The organism is Blautia hominis, from assembly GCA_002270465.1.
Taxonomy (GTDB): domain Bacteria; phylum Bacillota; class Clostridia; order Lachnospirales; family Lachnospiraceae; genus Blautia; species Blautia hominis.
In genome coordinates this window covers 168,956-188,308 of the sequence record NQOF01000003.1, presented here as the reverse complement: position 1 = coordinate 188,308, position 19,353 = coordinate 168,956, and the positions used below count along the sequence as shown (strand labels likewise).

General features: G+C 48.2%; 17 protein-coding genes. 2 read left to right on the top strand and 15 right to left on the bottom strand.

All coding sequences use genetic code 11. The features are described from left to right. Position 1 precedes the first annotated feature (1 nt). The gene (locus CI595_RS11565) at positions 2 to 1,783 is read right to left on the bottom strand and encodes an ABC transporter ATP-binding protein (protein ID WP_095173423.1); all 1,782 of its coding nucleotides are present in this window, start codon (positions 1,781 to 1,783) and stop codon (positions 2 to 4) included. A gap of 175 nt (positions 1,784 to 1,958) precedes the next feature. On the opposite strand from CI595_RS11565, the gene CI595_RS11560 reads away from it, so the two are divergent. Continuing rightward, on the top strand, positions 1,959 to 2,825 hold the full coding sequence (locus tag CI595_RS11560) for an AraC family transcriptional regulator (protein WP_095173422.1): 867 nt from the start codon (positions 1,959 to 1,961) through the stop codon (positions 2,823 to 2,825). A 98-nt stretch (positions 2,826 to 2,923) separates the two neighbouring features. Here the strand turns inward: CI595_RS11560 and CI595_RS11555 are convergent, their stop codons facing one another. The 11 genes from CI595_RS11555 to CI595_RS11505 form a co-directional block, all read right to left on the bottom strand. Next, positions 2,924 to 3,889 (bottom strand): DMT family transporter, encoded by a 966-nt coding sequence (locus CI595_RS11555; RefSeq protein ID WP_095173421.1) that lies wholly within the window; start codon positions 3,887 to 3,889, stop codon positions 2,924 to 2,926. Beyond that, on the bottom strand, positions 3,886 to 4,104 hold the full coding sequence (locus CI595_RS11550; RefSeq protein ID WP_095173420.1) for a hypothetical protein: 219 nt from the start codon (positions 4,102 to 4,104) through the stop codon (positions 3,886 to 3,888). Before CI595_RS11550 ends, CI595_RS11555 begins: the two co-directional genes overlap by 4 nt. Positions 4,105 to 4,330: 226 nt before the next feature. Then, positions 4,331 to 5,803 carry an FGGY-family carbohydrate kinase gene (locus CI595_RS11545; RefSeq protein WP_095173419.1) on the bottom strand — a complete coding sequence of 491 codons (1,473 nt, stop codon included), beginning with the start codon at positions 5,801 to 5,803 and terminating at the stop codon, positions 4,331 to 4,333. A 1-nt stretch (position 5,804) separates the two neighbouring features. Beyond that, positions 5,805 to 6,734, bottom strand: a complete 930-nt coding sequence (locus CI595_RS11540; protein ID WP_095173418.1) for a transketolase family protein — start codon at positions 6,732 to 6,734, stop codon at positions 5,805 to 5,807. Further along, positions 6,727 to 7,557 carry a transketolase gene (locus tag CI595_RS11535; RefSeq protein WP_095173417.1) on the bottom strand — a complete coding sequence of 277 codons (831 nt, stop codon included), beginning with the start codon at positions 7,555 to 7,557 and terminating at the stop codon, positions 6,727 to 6,729. The genes CI595_RS11540 and CI595_RS11535 overlap by 8 nt, the downstream gene beginning before the upstream one ends. Before the next feature lies 1 nt (position 7,558). Next, positions 7,559 to 8,959 carry an L-fucose/L-arabinose isomerase family protein gene (locus tag CI595_RS11530; RefSeq protein ID WP_095173416.1) on the bottom strand — a complete coding sequence of 467 codons (1,401 nt, stop codon included), beginning with the start codon at positions 8,957 to 8,959 and terminating at the stop codon, positions 7,559 to 7,561. 2 nt (positions 8,960 to 8,961) lie between these two features. Next, positions 8,962 to 9,972, bottom strand: a complete 1,011-nt coding sequence (locus CI595_RS11525; RefSeq protein WP_095173415.1) for a LacI family DNA-binding transcriptional regulator — start codon at positions 9,970 to 9,972, stop codon at positions 8,962 to 8,964. Between the two features lie 256 nt (positions 9,973 to 10,228). After that, on the bottom strand, positions 10,229 to 11,770 hold the full coding sequence (locus CI595_RS11520; protein WP_095173414.1) for a DUF5605 domain-containing protein: 1,542 nt from the start codon (positions 11,768 to 11,770) through the stop codon (positions 10,229 to 10,231). A gap of 24 nt (positions 11,771 to 11,794) precedes the next feature. Next, on the bottom strand, positions 11,795 to 12,634 hold the full coding sequence (locus CI595_RS11515; protein WP_095173413.1) for a carbohydrate ABC transporter permease: 840 nt from the start codon (positions 12,632 to 12,634) through the stop codon (positions 11,795 to 11,797). A 15-nt stretch (positions 12,635 to 12,649) separates the two neighbouring features. After that, positions 12,650 to 13,531, bottom strand: coding sequence for a carbohydrate ABC transporter permease (locus CI595_RS11510; RefSeq protein WP_095173412.1), 882 nt, complete (start codon positions 13,529 to 13,531; stop codon positions 12,650 to 12,652). Positions 13,532 to 13,629: 98 nt separating this feature from the next. Next, positions 13,630 to 14,928 carry an ABC transporter substrate-binding protein gene (locus CI595_RS11505; RefSeq protein ID WP_095173411.1) on the bottom strand — a complete coding sequence of 433 codons (1,299 nt, stop codon included), beginning with the start codon at positions 14,926 to 14,928 and terminating at the stop codon, positions 13,630 to 13,632. A gap of 648 nt (positions 14,929 to 15,576) precedes the next feature. Here CI595_RS11505 and CI595_RS11500 point away from each other — a divergent pair. After that, complete coding sequence (locus CI595_RS11500) at positions 15,577 to 16,341, top strand: class I SAM-dependent methyltransferase (RefSeq protein ID WP_095173410.1); 765 nt, start codon at positions 15,577 to 15,579, stop codon at positions 16,339 to 16,341. 207 nt (positions 16,342 to 16,548) lie between these two features. Here the strand turns inward: CI595_RS11500 and CI595_RS11495 are convergent, their stop codons facing one another. From CI595_RS11495 to CI595_RS11485, 3 genes are all read right to left on the bottom strand, one after another. Next, entirely contained in the window at positions 16,549 to 17,544 is a 996-nt protein-coding gene (locus tag CI595_RS11495; protein WP_095173409.1) for a LacI family DNA-binding transcriptional regulator, read from the bottom strand. After that, a complete protein-coding gene (locus tag CI595_RS11490) occupies positions 17,534 to 18,565 on the bottom strand; it encodes a LacI family DNA-binding transcriptional regulator (RefSeq protein WP_095173408.1) in 1,032 nt (343 codons plus the stop codon). Before CI595_RS11490 ends, CI595_RS11495 begins: the two co-directional genes overlap by 11 nt. 157 nt (positions 18,566 to 18,722) lie before the next feature. After that, a complete protein-coding gene (locus tag CI595_RS11485; protein ID WP_095173407.1) occupies positions 18,723 to 19,298 on the bottom strand; it encodes a CDP-alcohol phosphatidyltransferase family protein in 576 nt (191 codons plus the stop codon). Positions 19,299 to 19,353 lie beyond the last annotated feature (55 nt).

The window sequence follows — 19,353 nt, the reverse complement described above, 5'->3', positions numbered from 1 at the left end:
TTTACACCTCCATCTGCATTCTGTCGTCCTGGCTCATCTGGATATCATAAATCTTCCTGTAGATCCCCTGTTGTTTGATCAGCTCCTGATGGGTTCCCATCTCCTCAATGCTTCCCTGGTTCAGCACCATGATCTTGTCAGCGCTCATCAGTGTGGTCACCCTGTGGGAGATGAGGATCACAGTGGCATCTCTTCGGTTCTCCAGAAGCGCCTTCCTGATCTTGGAATCTGTCTGGGAATCCACGGCTGAAAGAGAGTCATCAAATACCATAATGGGTGCTTTCTGCAGCAGCATCCTGGCTATGGCGATCCTCTGCCTCTGGCCACCTGACAGGGTTACTCCCCTCTCACCCACCAGAGTATCATACCCATCCGGGAAGTTCATGATGGCCTCATCAATGCAGGCTATTTTAGCCGCCTGCCTGATCTCCTCAAAGGAAGCCTCCGGCACAGATGCCGCTATGTTTTCTTTGATGGTCCTGGAATAGAGAAACGGTTCCTGGAGCACCATTCCTACATTCCTTCTGATCCATTCCAGCGGAATCTCACTGATGTTTTTTCCGCCCAGCGTTATATTTCCCTGCCCTTCCTCCAGCTCATACAGCCGGTTGAGAAGCTGCATGATCGTGGACTTGCCGCTGCCGGTACCGCCCAGGATCCCCAGCGTACTGCCCTGGGGGATGGAGAACGTAACATCGGAAAGCACCTCTTTTCCATCCTTATATCCGTAGTTTACATGAGAAAATCCTATATCAAAGCCCTGATCCCGGCTTTGGCCCTCATACTCCTTTTTATCCTGATAAGCCTCTTCCTCGGCCCCTATGATATAATCCACACGCTCAAAGGAAACGCCCGCCTTACTCATGTCCGAGAGGATTCGTCCAAGCCCCCGGATAGGCCAGACTAAAGTTGTATTATAAGAAGCAAACGCAATAAATTCTCCCACAGAGATATTCCCGTGTACAGCCTCCGCTGCCCCAAGAACGATCACTGCAACCACCTGCAAGCCGGTGATCAGATCCCCGATTCCCCAGTAAAGCCCTGACAAGGTACCAAGCTTGATCCACAACTCTGCAAACGCATTATTTTTCTCATAAAAACGTTCCATCTCAAACTTTTCTCTTCCGAAGGCCCGCACCACCCTGACACCTGTGGCATTCTCCTGCACAACGGTGGACAATTCCCCTTCCGCTTCATCGGCTGTAGTAAAACGCCCTGCGATCAGACGGTAGAAAATGGTGGAGTACAGTGCCACCACCGGCACAAAACACAGCACGATAAAAGAAAGCTTCACATTCATGGAAAACATCATCCCGAACGAGACCGCAACCAAAAATACGGTACGGAACACCTCCAAAAGCTGGGTCACCACAAAGTTTCTGATAACCTCCACATCTGAAGTACAGCGCTGTATGATATCTCCCGTCTGGTGTCTGTCATGCCATTCCATGGGAAGCCTCTGCACATGAGAAAACAAGGCGTCTCTCATGTTCTTTGCAAAATTCTCACCGGCTTTTGCCGTGTAGGCACGGCTTAAAAAAAGTGCCGCTCCGGAAAAAAGTGCCACTCCTACCAGCATCAGTGCCATAATCCACAAATGCTCCGATAAATATTTATATTTATCCCCGCCCAGCACAGAGTCCACGGTAAACCGGAAAATCTGGGGTGTCAGGGAATTTAAACCGGTCGTGACCAGCGAGGCTAACACTGCCACCAAAAAATATTTCTTGGACCCCTGGAAAAACCGCATTACCAGGTCCGCTTTTCTATGTTTTTTACTCATGATCCTCCTTAACCTGCCTCATTCGTTTTTGTACTATCTCCATAATAATCTGGATTGCGTATATATTCAATATCTATATCATTTTCTCTTCATCCATGCTATAATCTTCGCAGTAAAACTGGAAAGGAATATAGCATAAGGAATCGTTAATAGGATTTCACTTAGGAGAGAAAATATGTTTATCCAATACAATAATCTGGATATTAATTTTACCATTGGCAGCACCCGGTTCCGCACCCTCAATATCGCATATGAACACCTGCACCGCATCATCCCTAGCCACAGCCACGGAGACAACAGCTATGAGATCCACTATGTAGTATCCGGCAGGGGATACATAAAAGTGGGGGAACAGACATACGAGATCACCCCCAATACCCTCTATCTGGCAGGCCCTCATGTGGCCCATGCCCAGATATCCGTACAGGGTGATCCCATGGTGGACTACTGCATTTATCTGAGACTGCGGCGCACCTCCCCAGGTGAAAAAAGAACCGATGACCTGGACCGCCTGTTTACCGAGAAGACCTTCTGGATCGGACAGGACAACTGCCAGATAAAAAATACCCTGGAACAGCTATTCCGGGAGTTAAAGGAACAGAAAACAGGCTACACCGTCTACGTGGAGACCCTGCTGCGGCAGCTTATTGTGCAGATGATACGCAACTATCAGGGCGGCCAAAAGGCCCGCCACCACTTCAAGCCCGCAACACCGGCAGAAGCCCAGGATTTTATCATTGAGGAATCCTTTCTGTACGACTATCCTGTTCTCACACTGGAACAGCTTGCGGACAGACTGGGTCTTGGGTGCAGGCAGACCGAACGTCTCATGCAGGACATATACGGTAAAACATTTCTGCAGAAAAAAGGAGACGCCCGCATGTCGGCAGCCTCCATACTGCTTACCTATTCAGACCGCAGCATCTCCTCCATCGCTGAGGAGCTGGGTTATTCGTCGGTGGAGCATTTCTCTGCAGCGTTCCGGAAATACTACAAGAAAAGTGCCCGCCAATACCGGAAAGAAAACCGGGACCATCCATAAGGGGATGACCTTTTGTTGTTACAACAGGCACATCTGTGAGCAGCGGATCTTCGCTGTGCACAGGTGTGCCTGATCAGACCACCGGTTCTTTCTTTTGCCTATCCATTGGCTGTTGTATGCACTTCCATTTTCTCCGCTTTCTGGTAATTCAAAAGGAAGATGCCTGCGCATACCAGCAGAAGGGCAGTCACGATCTTCCATCCCTCCGCCTGATTCTTTTCGTGCAGGAAAACAGAGGACAGGATAACCCCAAACACGGGATTCGTGAATCCGAAAATGGCGATCCTAGATACCGGATGGTGTTTCAGCAAAATCCCCCAGACGGAAAACGCTACAGAGGAAATAAGCGCCAAATACACCAGCATGACCACGCCTTGGAAGGAAACCGTATGGATACGCCCCCCAAGCACAAAACCGCATCCCATCATAACAAGTCCGCCAAGCATAAACTGGTATCCGCTTAAAACCACAGGGTCTTCATCCCTCGAATATATTTTGAGAAGACTGGACGCAAAGGCATAGGCAGTTACAGACACCAGAAGGAATCCTTCACCGTTTATCTTAAGCCCTGCCCCCATGCCGCCCCCATTTAAATTTACCAGTACCACACCGGCAAATCCCACTATACAGGCCGCTATCTTCTTCCCGTTCAGCTTTTCCTGACGGAAGATCAAACTGGCGACCAGGATACTCAAAAAGGTATTGGAAGCCGTTATAATGGAGCCTTTCACACCGGTAGTATGAGCCAGCCCCAAATAAAAAAACACATATTGTAAAATCGTCTGAAACATGGACAGCTTCACAATGTTTCCCCATGACCTTCTCTTTGGCACCAGCACCTTTCTCGCAAGGATACTTCCAAATACCACAGCCAGCAGTCCTGCCAGGGCAAAACGCATACCCGCAAATAAAATCTGGGATGCCGGGCTGTCTCCCGGTATCTCAAAAAGTTGGTAACCTATTTTTATACTTGGAAAGGCGCTTCCCCACAGTGCATTGCACAAAACAGCAAGCCCGCAGACCACCCAGGCCTTTTCCAGCATAGGTTTTTTGAATGTATTCATTTCTCCGTGTTCTCCTCTTCCGGCACACGGTAATCCTTCAGAATCACGTCCGCAAATTCTTCTTTCACATGAAACTCCTCTATAAGACTTTCTTTGACCAGCTCTCTGGCTGCCTTTAGCTGTCTGCAGGTCTCCAGCATTGCAGGTATTACAGTCTCCAGCCTTTTCTCCTCCTCAAACTCCCGGCTGTTCTCCACTTCATCACACGCCTGCATAAATCCTCCTCGCTTTCTTCCGTACATAAACGACTGTTTCTCCGATGCTTCTCAGCCCGGAAAAATCTACAAGATATATTATTCAGTATAGAGGATATTGTCTCATTTGGCAAGTCAAGCTTTGCTTTGGCTGGCTGCTCACAGGAATAAAATGATCTTCCGCACACCGGGAATAGAAAAAGGCGTATCCGCAAACGGGATACGCCCTGGTTTCTTTCTGTTTCTTTTACTTTTTCAGCACCATTTCCACCGCATTTTTCCACCCGGAATATTTCTTATCCACAAGGCTTTTTTCCATCTGCGGTTCAAAAGAAGTCCTCCTCATTTTCGCAAAAAGTTCTTCCTTTTTGTAGATGCCGAGACCAATACCTGCAGCATAGGCGGCACCGATCCCGGACAGTTCCTCGGCTTCGGGTACCTGTACCGGTATGCCTGCCATGTCACTTTGAAACTGCATCAGATAAGTATTTTTTGTGGGCCCGCCGTCCACTCTCAGTTCCCGGATGGGTATCCCCGCATCCTCCTCCATGGCCTTTAAAATGTCAGTGATCTGATACGCGATACAGTCAAGCCCTGCCCGCACGATCTCCGCTTTCCCTGTGGTCCTGGTGATCCCGCAGAGGATCCCTGTGGCCGCACTGTCCCAGTACGGAGCCCCAAGACCGGTAAAGGCCGGAACAAAATACGTGCTGTCCTCAGGCACTGCCTGCCGTGCCAGACATTCCGTCCGGGCTGCGGACTCCACCATCTCCAGGTCATTCTGCAGCCAGCTTATCACGGCTCCGGTATAATTTATATTTCCCTCCAGCACGTAGTTTACCTGCCCATCCATTCCCCAGGCCAGGGAGGAAACCAATCCGTGGCTGCTAAATACCGGTGATCTTCCCACATTCATCATCACGGAGGAGCCGGTGCCGTAAGTGGCTTTTACCATTCCCTCCTCCAGGCATCCCTGCCCGAAAAGTGCTCCGTGAGAGTCCCCCAGCACCCCGTGGATGGGTACCGGTCTCTCTAAAAAACCATCAAAGTCCGTCTCTCCATAATACCCGCCTGAGTCTGTAACCTTTGGCAGGTTTTCTGCCGGAATCCCAAAGACATTGCAGATATCCTCATCCCAGGCAAGTGTCCTGATATTGAAAAGCTGGGTACGTGAGGCATTGGAGTAATCCGTCCGGTAATGTTGACCGCCGGTGAGTCGGTATACCAGAAAACTGTCCATGGTCCCATAACACAGATTTCCCTCCCTGGCCGCCCGCCCGGCACCTTCCGCATGTTCCAGGATCCAGGCAATCTTTGCCGCTGAAAAATAAGGGGAAAGATTCAGGCCGGTCCGCTCTCTTATCATATCCGCCCGGTCTGCAAGCCTGTCACAGATGTCCCGGCCCCTTGCACACTGCCAGACCACAGCGTTATATACAGGCCTGCCGTCTCTTGTCCATGCAAGGGCCGTTTCCCTCTGGTTGCTGATGCCCACACCGGTTATCCGTTCCTTATCTATGCCGGCCTTCTCCACCACATTCTTTACAGACCGGATGGTATTTCTGTATATCTCCTCCGGATCGTGCTCCACCCATCCTTTACTGTCAATAATCTGTCTGTGAGGCAGGTCCGCACGGGCAAGGAGTGCTCCCTGGCTATCAAAAAGCAGTGCTTTTGTCCCTTGGGTACTCTGGTCGATTCCCAGTATATATCTCTCCATATCAAACCAACTCCCTGGCTTTTTTGGCTATTCCTTCCGCATTTAATCCGTAGTAGTCAAAGACTTCTTTGGACGTTCCCGTGATTACGGCTGCATCCGGCAGGGACAGGTTCACAACTTTTTTCGGACACTCACTTCCCACAGCCTGGCTTACCATACTGCCAAGACCACCGAAGGGGGCGTGTTCTTCCACTGTGATAACAGCTTTCACACCGGATACGATCTGCATCAGGGTATCTTTGTCAAAGGGTTTTACACAGTACATATCCAGTACAGCGGCCCTGATCCCCTCTTTTTCCAGGATATCTGCTGCGTCAAGAGCCGGCTTCACCATCTCTCCGCACGCCACCACCGCCACGTCTTTTCCCTCTTTCACCACAGTGGCCTTATCCATTTCAAAAGGACAGTTTCCCTCTTCGTATACATCCTCCACCGCGTTTCTTCCCACGCGGATATAGGCCGGTTTTTCATCCCCAAGCAGGGCCTCTGTCAGGCACCTGGTCTGATTTCTGTCACTGGGTATGTATACCCTCATATTGGGAACTGCCGCCATAGCTGCAATATCCTGGGCAGAGTGATGACTCATGCCGAGGGCACCGTAACTGATGCCGCCGCTGATGCCTATCAGCTTTACATTGGTATTGGAATATGCCACATCCACTTTTGCCTGCTCATAGCTTCTGGTGGATAAAAAGCAGGCCGGGGATACTGCATAGGCTTTCTTCCCGCATTTTGCCAGGCCTGCGGAAATACTGACAAGATTCTGTTCCGCAATTCCCACCTCAACAAACTGTTCCGGATAAGTATCCGCAAAGGGTGTCATAGACGCGGATCCCCTGGAGTCGCTGCACAGCACTACAATGTCCTTGTCTGTCTTTGCATTCTCCATTAATACCCGGCAGATTTCCTGCTTATTTGCTATTTTATTCATGAAGGGCAGCCTCCTTTTTTGCAGCGAAATCGCTGATGATCTGGTTATATTCTTCCTGTGTGGGCACTTTGTGATGCCAGTTTGCCTTGTTTTCCATAACAGGGGAACCAAAACCCTTTGTGGTATTGGCAATGATGACACTTGGTCTTCCTTTTGTCTCTGCCGCCTGGGAAAAGGCCTGCAAAAGTGCATCCATGTCATTCCCGCTGACGTTTATGACCTGCCACCCAAAAGAAGAAAAGCGCTCTGCCAGGTCATCATGCCCCATCACATCCTCCGTACAGCCGGATATCTGCAGCCTGTTTCTGTCCACCACGGCACAGAGATTGTCCAGATGATACTGGCTGGCAGCCATGGCGCCTTCCCACACAGAGCCTTCTGCCAGCTCACCGTCCCCCATGACGGTGTACACTCTGTACTCTTTTTTATTCATTTTTCCGGCCAGAGCCATTCCCACACACACGGGAAGGCCGTGACCAAGAGAACCGGAATTCATTTCAATGCCCGGAAGTTTATTGTTCGGATGTCCGATGTAAGAGGAACCGAATTTTGAGAATTTTTCTTTTACATCATCCAAATCCAGAAATCCCTTTGCACACAGCACCGCGTAATAAGCCTCCATGGAATGCCCCTTACTGAGGACAAAACGGTCCCTGTCCGGGTCATCCGCATTTTGGGGTGAAACATTCATAACACGGAAGTAAAGGGCTGTCAGGATTTCCATAACGCTCATATCTCCTCCGATATGCCCTCCCTTTCCGGCCATGATAATATCAACCGTGTCTTTGCGCAGATCAAACACTTTCGCTTTCAGATTTTCCATCTCATTCACCTCTCAAATATGCCTTAACCTGTTCCTCGATCGGATCATACAAATCCGGTTTTACACCTATATACTTGCACGCCTCGTAGAGCACCGGCACCACATCCTTATGAATGCCCACACAGTGATGGATGTATGGCCCTTCCACCAGCTTGGCCTCCAGGCGTTTCAGGTTTTCCACCTCAACCCACACATAAGTGCCTTTTGTATAGGGTCCTTCCACTCCTTTTGCGTTTCCCAGGAGCAGGGAGTATTCCCCGTTGTCCCCGTCAAAACGGCAGAGTGTCATATCCCCGTGTTTTGCCTCCGCTTCTATGGCTCCCGGATGGTCAAAGGCCAGAGGATAGCCGATGGACGGTTTTTCCTTTGCCACGGAGATGGGCCATGGGCCGCAGTGCTGCAAAAGCTCTCCGTTTTCATTGTCCGGATGTCTCACTGTCCAGTCTGCAAAGAAGGTCCTGGCCTGGTCCATGCCCGCAGCTTCCGCCAAAAGTGCGGTGATCGCGCCGTGGATATCGGTCTCACAGACCACAGGGATCCCCTCCTCATTCAGCAGGGAATTGGCTGCACAGGGCATGATCCCGATCTCACCTTGAAGGGCATTCCAGCACTGGATGGCAATGGCATTACAGCCGTATTTTTCTGCCAGATTCTTCATGGCAGCCTTGAGCGCGGCCACATTTTCCAGCTCATTTTCTTTGATTTTAATGCACATATTGTCATGACAGTATGCCATGATCTTTGCCACCTCTGTGCCCTCTTCCTTCACCTTTTTCATCTCTTTTGTCAGTTCGGGAATGGGGATTGGGGAAAGCTGGATGTTGAACCGTTCCAGCAGTTCCCCCTCATTGCACATGGTACTCCAGAAATCAAAGGGGCGGGGGCCGATCTGCAGGATCCTTATACTTCGGAACACCTTCACCACATTGCACACTGCCTGGAAATCCCTGATTCCCCGCTCAAACTCCGGGTCCGTAAGCCTGCAGTTTGTCATGTAGGTAAACGGCACCCGGAATCTTCTCAAGACCTTTCCGGTGGCAAAAAGTCCGCACTGGCTGTCACGGAGACGGACGCCTTTTTCGTCCGGGCGCTCGTCCCTCGGTCCCCACAAAAGCACCGGAACATCCAGCTCTTTTGCCAGTCTTGCAACCTCATACTCTGTACCGAAATTGCCGTGGGGGAAGAAGAGGCCGTCCACCTTCTCCGCCTTAAATCTCTCCGCTATTTTTATTCTGTCCGCCTCGTTATAAAGGAGGCCTTCCTCATTGATATCCTTGATATCCGCAAATGCAACATCCAGTTCACGGAGCCTTTCCCTTGTCAGATCCGCATACTTGATCGCATCCGGAGCACTGAAAATACTCCTGCGTGTTGGGGCAAACCCTAATTTTATTTTATCCAAACTCACACACCCTGCTTTCTTTCCAGGACACTGTCCCTCTCTATAAATTCCGTACAAATCTGAATCTTTGTCTTAGCCTTACTTCTCTCCTGCATCATCTCCACGATGCGGCGCACTGCCAGCCTTCCCATTTCCTGCTTGGGCACCCGCAGGCTGGTCAGCCTGGGGACTGCGATCTCACAAAACGGCAGGTCGTCAAATCCTATGATGGAGACATCCTTGGGCACCCGGTAACCGGATTCCTGCAGAGCCTTCATGGCCCCCAGCGCCAAATTGTCATTGTCCGCGAAAAACGCGGTGGGAAGTTCCGGTTTTCCTGCCAGATACCGCAGCATATCCTGATGGGCAGCCTCCATGGTAACACCAATGGTCACAATATACTTGTTCTCCAGTCTCAGGTTATGCTTATTAAGCGCGATCTGAAACCCGGAAGCCCTGGAGCCGAATGCCTTGATCCGGTAACTGCCTCTCAGATATCCGATTTTGGTATGTCCCTTCTGGATCAGATATTCCCCGGCCATTCTGGCTGCGTCCGCATTGTTGATAAAAACCCCGTCAAATGACATGTCATGGTTCCAGTAATCCAGCACCAGAAAGGGCACCTTCAATCCCCGGAACACAGCCGCCTCCTCATCCGTCAGCTCTGTACCCAGAAGTACAATGGCTGAGGCCCGGTCCAGACAGAGATTTTCCACCTGTCTTTTATAGTCCTCGGTCTGCCTGTCAAGGTAGCAGAGTGCCATCTCATATCCTGCTTCCCTGCACTCCTTCTCAAATCCGTCCACAACCAGAGAAAAGAAGGGGTTGTCATCCACGATCAGACCTTTATCCTTATAAATGACCAGCTTTATTTTCGTGATTCCCATCTCTCCAATGTAGCCCAGTTCCTTGGCTGCCCGGAGGATTTCTGATGCAGTGTCCTTGTTCACACCTTTTTTATGGTTCAGCGCATTGGATACGGTAGCCGGAGAAAATCCTGTGTATTCTGATATTGTCCTTATATTTACTTTCACCGTCTCACCTCCAAAACACTCTTAATTTATCTAACGGCAACTCAGCAGCCCTGCACATGTTACTGTTCACTGGCCACTGTACCGGGAGGCGTTTTCCCAAAGGGATGCTGCGCGATGCGCAGCAAAATCCCGAGTTAGCCAGCGCGATATGGGGCAGAATGCTCCATATCTGTGCATCGCGAAGCGCGTTACTGTGCAAAGAGCTACCTTTTTCGTATACTGTGAACAGTAACCTGCACATTTACAGCGCTGACCGTCACACACATCTTTTGATCTGCACTGCCATGTACTGTCTGCCCGGCAGTTCTATCCTGAATCTTCCTTTATAAACACCTTTCTTCTCTGCTGTCATGTTCCAGGTGTCCAACACGCGTACTTCAAACTCTGTCTCATCATCAAAGTAGAAATCTCTGAAGGACGGACGCATAAAGCTGTAATAAAACAGATAGTAGTCTTTTACCGGCTTGATCTGGGATGTGCTCTCCTCCGGCACGGCACATACTTCGTCCCAGCCGCATTTTTCATAAGGCATAAGTCCAATGCCCGGTGTCTCCTTCATGACATCCAGAAGAAATCCGAACCGCTTGTGGCTTTCCCCGTGCAGTTCACCGCCGTGTGACCACCAGAGGATATCCTGGGGATGCATGTAGGTCTCTCCATGTCCCGGGTATCCGCCTCTTACGGCTGCCTCCCAGAATCTGCGCAGCATCTCCTCACCGCTTATGTTGCCCCAGCCGTGCTGGATATTTCCTTCATAGGCGATCTCGTCCAGCACTACAGGTTTTCTGTATTTTTCCCGCCACTCATTTACCAGTTCTGAGGATTTGTACAGATCTTGCCTCTGAATGCTGCAGTGTGTGATCCACGGACGATTGTGGTCATAGAAATTTCTGCAGTTGTGGATAGAACGCAGATGGCGGTAAGGGTCTTTTTCGCAGATGATCTTTGCATACCGCTCCCAATCCTCCACTTTCTTTTCCTCGAACAGATCAAATTCATTTGCCAGGGACCACCAGATATTTCTGTATGCTGCAAACCGGGCGATCACATATTTCCAGTACCTGTCATCTTCCACTGGCTCCATACAGGAAAATCCCCAGCGGTCATAAGGATGCATCACGATCAGATCTGCCTCGATCCCCAGGTCTCTCAAAGCCTCAATACATCCTTCCATATGCCTGAAATGTTCTGTGTTGAATCTGGTAAGATCCCAGTCATTCCCTTCACTTCTGCCTGTGTACTCCTGGAAATTTTCCTTTGTAAGCACACCGGAATCCATAGGGGTCCCCTCATAGGGATAGGAACGTGGCTCACCTAAGTTATAGTCATAGTGTTTTGGGAAAACGCAGAACCTGATCTTGTTAAAAGCACTCTCTTTTAATGTCTTTAGAGTCTTCTTGATCAATGCATCCGACTGCAGGTCCCACACATAACAGGTTGTTCCTATGGAGTAATAAGGCGTACCGTCCTCGTATGCAAAATGATAGGTATTTGCCACTCTCACAGGACCGTGATTATCCCTGCCCGGAGCTGTTGCCGTAAAGCTCCCCTCCAGGTCTGCGTCCAAAAATCCGGCACTGATCTTAAAGGTATACTCCCCTTCAAAAGAAGGCATGAACCTCACCTTATAGATACCGTTTCCGTCGTAAAAGCCGTCCGCTTTTGTACACTCGCTTTTGCTCTCAAAGGTTCCTGTTACTTCATAATCTGTGAATGGATTACCCTCTGCCGGTCCCTGAAACTCCACCTCAAAGACATCCCATTTTTCCACTTGTTTTTTATATCTGCCGTTCTCCATACTCTACCTCCAAGTCTATTTTTATCAGGCTTTTACCGCGCCTGCCATACCTTCCACAAAGTGTCTCTGGAATATCAGATACACGATCAGTACCGGGATAACGGAAATCAATACGCCTGCACACAGATATCCGTAATCTGTTCCATGCTCGCCTACGAATGTCATGATACCTACCGGAACCGTTTTCTTCATATTATCATTGATGATAACACTTGCCAGCAGATATTCATTCCAGGTGGACAAAAAGTCTGTGATGATCAGAGTCGCCACAGCAGGTTTGGCAACCGGGAAGATGATCTTATAGAATAACTGCCATTTGTTACATCCGTCTATGTATGCCGCTTCATCCAGTTCTCTGGGGATGCCGTTAAAAAAGCCCCGCAGGATCAGGATACCGAAGGAGATACCAAAACCTACATACACATAGAACAGTCCGAAATAAGAGTTCAGAAGTCCCAGTTTGCTGTAGATCACATTAATAGGTACCAGTGCTGTCTGCATCGGCAGCATCATTCCAATGAGGAAGAAGATAAAAGTTCCCGTTTTATGCCTGATCTCCAGTCTGGTGAGCGCAAAGGCTGCCAGAGCCTCAATAAAGATCCCCAGTGGCACTTTCAGGCCGGATACGATCAGGTCGTTCTTCATATAAGTGAACAGCCGTCCTTTGGTAATGGCATTGACAAAATTGTCCCAGGCCACCTGTGCCGGCATACTGAACAGGCCTGCACCGCTGTAAAAATCAGATTTGCTTTTGATCGCAGTTGCCACCAGCGTAAACATAGGTACCACCCAGATAAGCGCCAGGATGATCAGGACAATATACAATACTGCTTTTTTTGTGATCTTCTTTGTTTTTCCTTCCACGATAATCCCTCCCCGCTAATCTTCTTTTGCTGTAAAGGATACATACGGAATGATAACTACCATCATCATAAGTACCATAATACAGGCAACTGCTGTTCCGTATCCCACATTGTTATACTGGAATACCTGTGAATACATGTAGGTGGAAAGCATCTGGGTGGCATTGTTTGGCCCGCCTCCCGTAAGACCTTGTACCACATCGTAAACCTTCATAGCTGCCACGATCAGTGTGGCGATCACAATGACAAAGGTATCTTTTAGAAGCGGTACTTTGATCAGGAAAAACTGCTCAATCCCGTTGGCGCCGTCAATGGTGGCTGCCTCCAGAACATCAGGGGAAATGGCCTGCAGGCCCGCCAGAAACAAGATCATCGGCTGTCCGATGGCCTGCCACAAAGCTGCCGCGAACACTGCGTAGAGACTGACATTGGGGTCAGATATCCATCCCTGGGAGAAGTTGATTCCCAGTGCTTTGAAAAATTCATTGATAAAGCCAATATTGGGGTTGTAGATCCATCTCCAGATGATAGCCACCGCAATGGGTGCGATGACACACGGAAAATAGAAAAAGCCCCTGAAAAATGTACGTCCTTTAAACTGCTTGCTCAGTATCACCGCAAAAAGCAGTGCAATTGTCATAGTCACAAATATAGTCAAAACAATCCAGATCAGGTTGTTGATGATTGCCGTGTGAAAGATTTTGTCGCCTTTAAAGAGATTTATGTAATTTGATAAGCCCACAAACTGTTTCTCGCCAATACCGTTCCATTTAAACAGGCTGATGAAGAAGGAATAGCACACAGGTGCCACAATCACGGATAAATAGATGACCGCCGCCGGGAGCAGGAAAAAATACGCGGCTTTATCTGTCCTGGTATAGTTTTTCTTTTTTTTCATGGTTTCACTCCAATCTGTTTGGTCAGCACAGTGGTTTTTGGAAAGCGGAGGAGCGCCTCAACTCCTCCGCTGACCGTAGGAAAATCCTCTTATTATAGTTATTTGTTATTGTAAGCCTCGATTGCCTCCTGGATACTCTTTGCTCCGTCTTCCGGTGTCATCTGACCATTGGCGATAGCATCCTGGGCATTGAACAGCACGTCAGCAACCTCTGTGGGGAATGCCTGGTCTGTGATGGTAAAGATGCCGTTTTTCTCGGATGTCTCTAACAGTACAGGTACATTTGGCTGTCCTTCCGGCATTTCTGCGCCTACTACAGGGAGAGGAAGGTTATAATATTCCGCATACTTTTCTGTATTTTCTTTATTGTAATAGTAATCTGTAAAGCGCATGCAGGCTTCCAATTCTTCGTCCGTATTATCCGCATTGAACTGTGTCATCTCTGCAAATGCGGACATCCTGTTCGTCTCTCCGCTTGGGAATGCAAACACGCCGTACTGGTCCATTTCAAGGCCTTCCTGAATAATCTTTCCATCCTGCCACTGGCCCTGGATATCCATAGCGCACTGGCCATTGGCCATACCGATCAAGGTATCATTAGGGTCCTGGGTCAGGAATCCATCCGGGAAGTAACCTTTATCACAGAACTCCTGATATTTTGCCAAAGCCTGTACCACTGCATCGTTGTCATAGCTCTCTTCAAATGTATTCATCTTGTCATGAAGTTCTGAACCTGCGTAATGTTCAATGAGAAGTTCCACAAAACGCATGGTGTGCCAGCCGTTGAGACCTGCGGTGGAAATAGGTGTAATGCCGTTTTCTTTTAAAGTTGCGCAGGCTGCTTCAAAATCTTCAAACGTGGTCGGTACTTCTATGCCGTACTGCTCGAAAATATCTTTTCTATAGTAAATTCCCAGAACATTATAGCTTGTAGGATAACCGCAAAGCTTTCCGTCTAAGGTACAGAGGTCCATGGAAGTCTGTGTGAATTTCTCGCTCCATTTATTTTCCTCAGCGTACTGTGTCAGGTCATAAGTAAGGCCATTCTCTGCGTAGAAGCCGCCCAGGCTCCCGCCCCAGTTGAACCACATATTCGGCATGGTCTTGGAGGAAGCAGCAACTTTGCAGGCATCTTTGATCCCGTCCGTATCATAATAGGAAACGGTTACTTTAACATCTTCATTGGCTTTGTTGAACTCTTCCACAATAGGGTCCACAGCATTCTGCCTGGTATTCAGTGTCCAGAATGTAACCTCTGTAGCTCCGCTCTTGGAATCTCCTCCTGAACTGCTGCTCTCTTTACTCTCGGAACCGCCGTCACTTCCGCATCCTGAAAGCGCCATAGACATAACCATTGCAGATGCCATTGCCAATGCCATTACTTTTTTAATTTTCATTTTGAATCCTCCCTGAATTTTTAAACAGATTGTTTAAATCGTTTTTGCTTTCATTTAAATATCGACGTCGTTTATTTAAACTTTTTCGCTCTTGATTTAAATTTATTTTAGTATTTTTTTATATAATTTTCAAGTGTCTTTTTGCTTTTTGCTCATTTTCATAATAATTATATGTGATTTTTATGTATTTTGCACATATATTTACGTTATGCACCTATCTTTCCACCTGTTTTCGAGTGTTTAGATAAAGTTTTATATAAATTTTTATATAAATAAATTCAAGAAGTATTTTATATAAATCTTAAATTATTTTATATAAACATAAATGTACAGGATTTATAGTTACTGTACACTCCGTGTCCAGTAACACGCTTCGCGATGCACAGATATGGAGCATTCTGCCCCATATCGCGCTGGCTGCCTCGGGATTTTCATGCTTTCAGCATGAAAACGCCTCCCGGTATAGTGGCCTGTGTACAGTAACAATTCATATCCTGTATCCAGCCTATACGGCACTTTCCCATAGATAAAGAACGGGATTTGTGATAGACTGACCGTAACGTTTCAGCGCCTTCACCCTTTTGCAAGCAAAAATCCACACAGAAGCAACTATAAAAAAATAAACAGGAAAACCAGGGAGGACGGATAATGCCCCAACAGACATTTGATAGTATTGAGAAAACAAAGAGATGTTTTGAAGAAAGTTTTGAATCAGGAGCCCTTTATAACAGGCAGACCCAGGACGCGACACATCTTATGCGGATAATAAACGCCATACAGGTAACAGCCGGAATGAAAATACTGGATTTAGGAACCGGAACCGGGTATCTTTCCTTCCCCGTTGCGGAAAAATACCCGGATGCACAGGTCACCGGCCTGGATATTGTTGAAAAAGCATTGGAGAAGAACCGGGAGCGAGCCGCATCTGATGGCTTGAAAAACCTTCATTTTATCAGCTACAACGGAATGGAGCTTCCTTTTGAGAATGAGCAGTTTGATTTAGTCATCACAAGATATGCGCTGCACCATTTTCCCGCCATCCGGGATACCTTTGCAGAGATCAGCAGAGTGCTGAAACCCGGCGGAAGATTCTTTTTGTCCGACCCGGCCCCCAACGATAATGATACGGATGGATTTGTAGATGCTTACATGCAGATGAAAAAAGACGGACACATAAAATTTTACACGAAACAGGAATGGCAGGAAATCGGCAAAGAGGCCGGTTTATCCCTGGCGGATGGCTTTGAAACCTCCATCCGTTTTCCTAAGAAAATTGAAACCGCATTGGAATTTGATGATATCATGAGCAGATTTGCCAAAGAAGTGACAGACGGATATTTGCTGGAGATAATGGATAATGAAATCTGGATCACTGAAAAGGTAAATAATCTTCTGTTTCAGAAACGCCCCTAAGACTTATTTTAACTTGAGAAGCCCATGGTCCGGAGGGCTCCTACGGGGGCCTTTCGTTATTTCATGGTAACTATTCAGTAGGTCTGCGCATTCACTGCGCTGACCGTAAGAAAGTGTACCACGGCCAAGCAGATTATAGTGTACACCTAAAGGCATACATCTACGGCATAGTATCCCGGCCGCCCTTCACTTTCCCCGCATGCTCCTTTACATTTTCACACTATTCCCCACCACCATTTTTTCATTCACCAGAACAACGCGTCCATACCCCTCATCCCCCCGGCCCATTAACTCCAGCAGAAGTTCTGCCATCAGCACGCTTCTCTTTTTATGAGGCACTTCAAAATGAGTCAGTTTATAAGGTAAAAGTACCGTATCCGGAATGGCGTCAATACCCAATAGGGAAATCTCATCCGGCACGGATATTCCCAGTTTCATCAGTGACTGGGCTGTCCCCACGGATACCAGAAAATTCTCAAGAAATACCGCGTCCGGCAGTACCTCACAGCTCTTCATGTATTTTGCTGCCCTCTCTTCGATCTCTTCCCTCTCATTTCCCGTCTCCCAAAAACTCCCCTCAATCCCCGGGTCCCTGCACAGATATTCCCAAAAGGCTTCTCTCCTTGCCCGGAAATTGTAGATAGTCTCCTTATTTTGAAAATAGACGATCCTTCTGCATCCATGTGCTTTCAGATAATCCATCCCTCTAAAAACAGCCTGCCGGTTATTAAAATTCACAGTATTCCAGTCAGACTCCCTGGGATCGCAGTCACTCATGACAATGGGAATCCTGCACAAAGAAAGCAGCTCGTAATCGTTTTTCCCGAATTCATCTGCCCGCAGCAGTATCCCCCTTGTGCCGTCCGAATTGCTTTTCAACAGAGCCTCTTTCAGCTCCTCGTTGCCGTACGCATAGACAAGCCGGACTTCCAATCTATCCTTCTGGAGACGCTCCACGCTTTCCACATAAGTGATCCTGAAAAAGGACCCCATCCCCCCAGACAACACCCGGGGAGAGTTTTCAAAAATGATCAGTTTCACAAAGGTGCCTTTCGTCACATCTTTCCCCTGCTGTCCGCTGATGTATTCCAGGATCCGCTTTCTTGTCTCCTCATTTACCCCCGGTTTTCCGTTGATGGCAAGGGACACCGTAGCAGTGGACACACCCAGGGCCTCCGCCACCTCTTTTGACTTAACCTTCATTGCCGTCACCGCCGTTTCTGCCTTTCAAATCCTTTACACTGTCCCGCTCCACAAAAATAGTGCAGACCTGGGTCTTTGTTTTGATCTTATCAGTTCCGTTGATCACTTCCAGGATCCTTCTGACTGCCACCCGCCCCATCTCCTGTTTCGGAACACGGAGTGTGGTCAAAGGCGGATTGGCGATCTCACAGAATGGCAGGTCATCAAATCCCACCACGGAAATATCTCCGGGCACCTCATATCCCTTTTCCTGCAGAGCCCTGATCGCCCCAAGGGCAACCATATCATTATCCGCAAAAAAAGCGGTGGGGAGCTCCGGTTTTGTCTCAAGATATGTCCTCATGTCCTCATAGGCTCCATTGATGGTGGTGGACAGTGTAACCGTATATTTCTTTTCCGGTACGATTCCGCACTTATTCAAAGCAGTGGCATATCCCACTGCCCGGGAACGAAAAGCTTTGATCCGGAATTCTCCTCTCAGATACCCTATTTTCCTGTGGCCTTTTCTCAGGAGATATTCTGTTGCCATACGGGCAGAATCCGCATTGTTGATCAATACACCGTTAAAGCTCATATCCCAGCTCCAGTAATCCAGCATCAGAAACGGGCAAGATGCATTCTTATACAGAGCCACATCCTCCTCCATCAGTTCTGTGCCCAGCATGATCACCGCGGAGGAATTATCATGGATCAGCCAATTCACCTGCTCCTCATAGTCCTCATCCTCATAATTCAGATGACACAGCACCATCTCCATGCCGGAAGCCCGGCACTCTTTTTCGATCCCGTCGATCAGAAGTGAAAAAAAAGGCGTATCATCCAGAATCAAACCATTTCTTTTGAAGATAACGAATTTGATTTTTCCGATACGCGATTCACTGATGTACCCCATCTCTTTCGCCACACGGAAAATCTCGGCTGCCGTATCTGCATTGACCCCTTTTTTGTGGTTCAGTGCATTGGAAACCGTAGCAGGCGAGAATCCTGTGCGTTCACTGATATCTTTTATACTTACTTTCATAACTGACCTATCCCTTTATATGTTTCAATCCATGCCCGGTAATTACACAGAGTACGGGTGCAGCTTACCTCTCCGCCTACAGAGGCGGGAGATAACACTTATCAAAAACTACATATAAATATTTTATCAAAAAATTTAAATATTTTCAATAAGCCAGTTATTTTTCTTTCCACATCTTCACAAACACCGGTACATACAGCACCCAGGTCACGGCCATGAGGACGCCGCAGCATACGATCAGGCCATTTACCAGAGAGAGCGGCAGCCGCAGGAAGAAAAACAGCACGAACATTACCACATAAGAAAATGCAGTACAGACCTTTCCAAACCATTTAGCCCCATCCAGCTTCCTGCCCCGGTAATGGGACAGGAGAAGCCCCATAATCCCCATAAATCCCTCTTTCAGGACAAACAATCCCACCAGCCAGCGCATGTTTTCATACCGGAAAGCCAGGCAGAGGATCATAGCCCCCAAAGTCAGCTTGTCCGCCACCGGATCCAACGCTTTGCCAAGCTCTGTGATCATGTTAAAATGCCTCGCCACTTTGCCGTCCAGCATATCCGTGATCCCGGAGATCCCCACCAGCACAGCAGCTATGTAATACTCCCTCACCGACTCCGCGTGATAATACAGAAGTACATACACCGGAATCAAAAGGATCCGGAAGTATCCCATGATATTCGGAATAGAAAAAATTTCTTTTCCGGTCAGCGGTTTTTCAAAAAAAGCCATACAAATCCTCCCCTTTATACACCATCTAACGCTGCGTCCTGCCCGTATTTCTCTG

Bases quoted from the DNA above. Each gene is read 5' to 3' on its own strand.
- CI595_RS11510 (WP_095173412.1), bottom strand. From the start codon at position 13,531: ATGAAAAAAAAGAAAAACTATACCAGGACAGATAAAGCCGCGTATTTT.
- CI595_RS11550 (WP_095173420.1), bottom strand. From the start codon at position 4,104: ATGCAGGCGTGTGATGAAGTGGAGAACAGCCGGGAGTTTGAGGAGGAG.
- CI595_RS11495 (WP_095173409.1), bottom strand. From the start codon at position 17,544: ATGAAGGTTAAGTCAAAAGAGGTGGCGGAGGCCCTGGGTGTGTCCACT.
- CI595_RS11565 (WP_095173423.1), bottom strand. From the start codon at position 1,783: ATGAGTAAAAAACATAGAAAAGCGGACCTGGTAATGCGGTTTTTCCAG.
- CI595_RS11500 (WP_095173410.1), top strand. From the start codon at position 15,577: ATGCCCCAACAGACATTTGATAGTATTGAGAAAACAAAGAGATGTTTT.
- CI595_RS11555 (WP_095173421.1), bottom strand. From the start codon at position 3,889: ATGAATACATTCAAAAAACCTATGCTGGAAAAGGCCTGGGTGGTCTGC.
- CI595_RS11490 (WP_095173408.1), bottom strand. From the start codon at position 18,565: ATGAAAGTAAGTATAAAAGATATCAGTGAACGCACAGGATTCTCGCCT.
- CI595_RS11535 (WP_095173417.1), bottom strand. From the start codon at position 7,557: ATGGAAAATCTGAAAGCGAAAGTGTTTGATCTGCGCAAAGACACGGTT.
- CI595_RS11560 (WP_095173422.1), top strand. From the start codon at position 1,959: ATGTTTATCCAATACAATAATCTGGATATTAATTTTACCATTGGCAGC.
- CI595_RS11545 (WP_095173419.1), bottom strand. From the start codon at position 5,803: ATGGAGAGATATATACTGGGAATCGACCAGAGTACCCAAGGGACAAAA.
- CI595_RS11485 (WP_095173407.1), bottom strand. From the start codon at position 19,298: ATGGCTTTTTTTGAAAAACCGCTGACCGGAAAAGAAATTTTTTCTATT.
- CI595_RS11505 (WP_095173411.1), bottom strand. From the start codon at position 14,928: ATGAAAATTAAAAAAGTAATGGCATTGGCAATGGCATCTGCAATGGTT.
- CI595_RS11520 (WP_095173414.1), bottom strand. From the start codon at position 11,770: ATGGAGAACGGCAGATATAAAAAACAAGTGGAAAAATGGGATGTCTTT.
- CI595_RS11540 (WP_095173418.1), bottom strand. From the start codon at position 6,734: ATGAATAAAATAGCAAATAAGCAGGAAATCTGCCGGGTATTAATGGAG.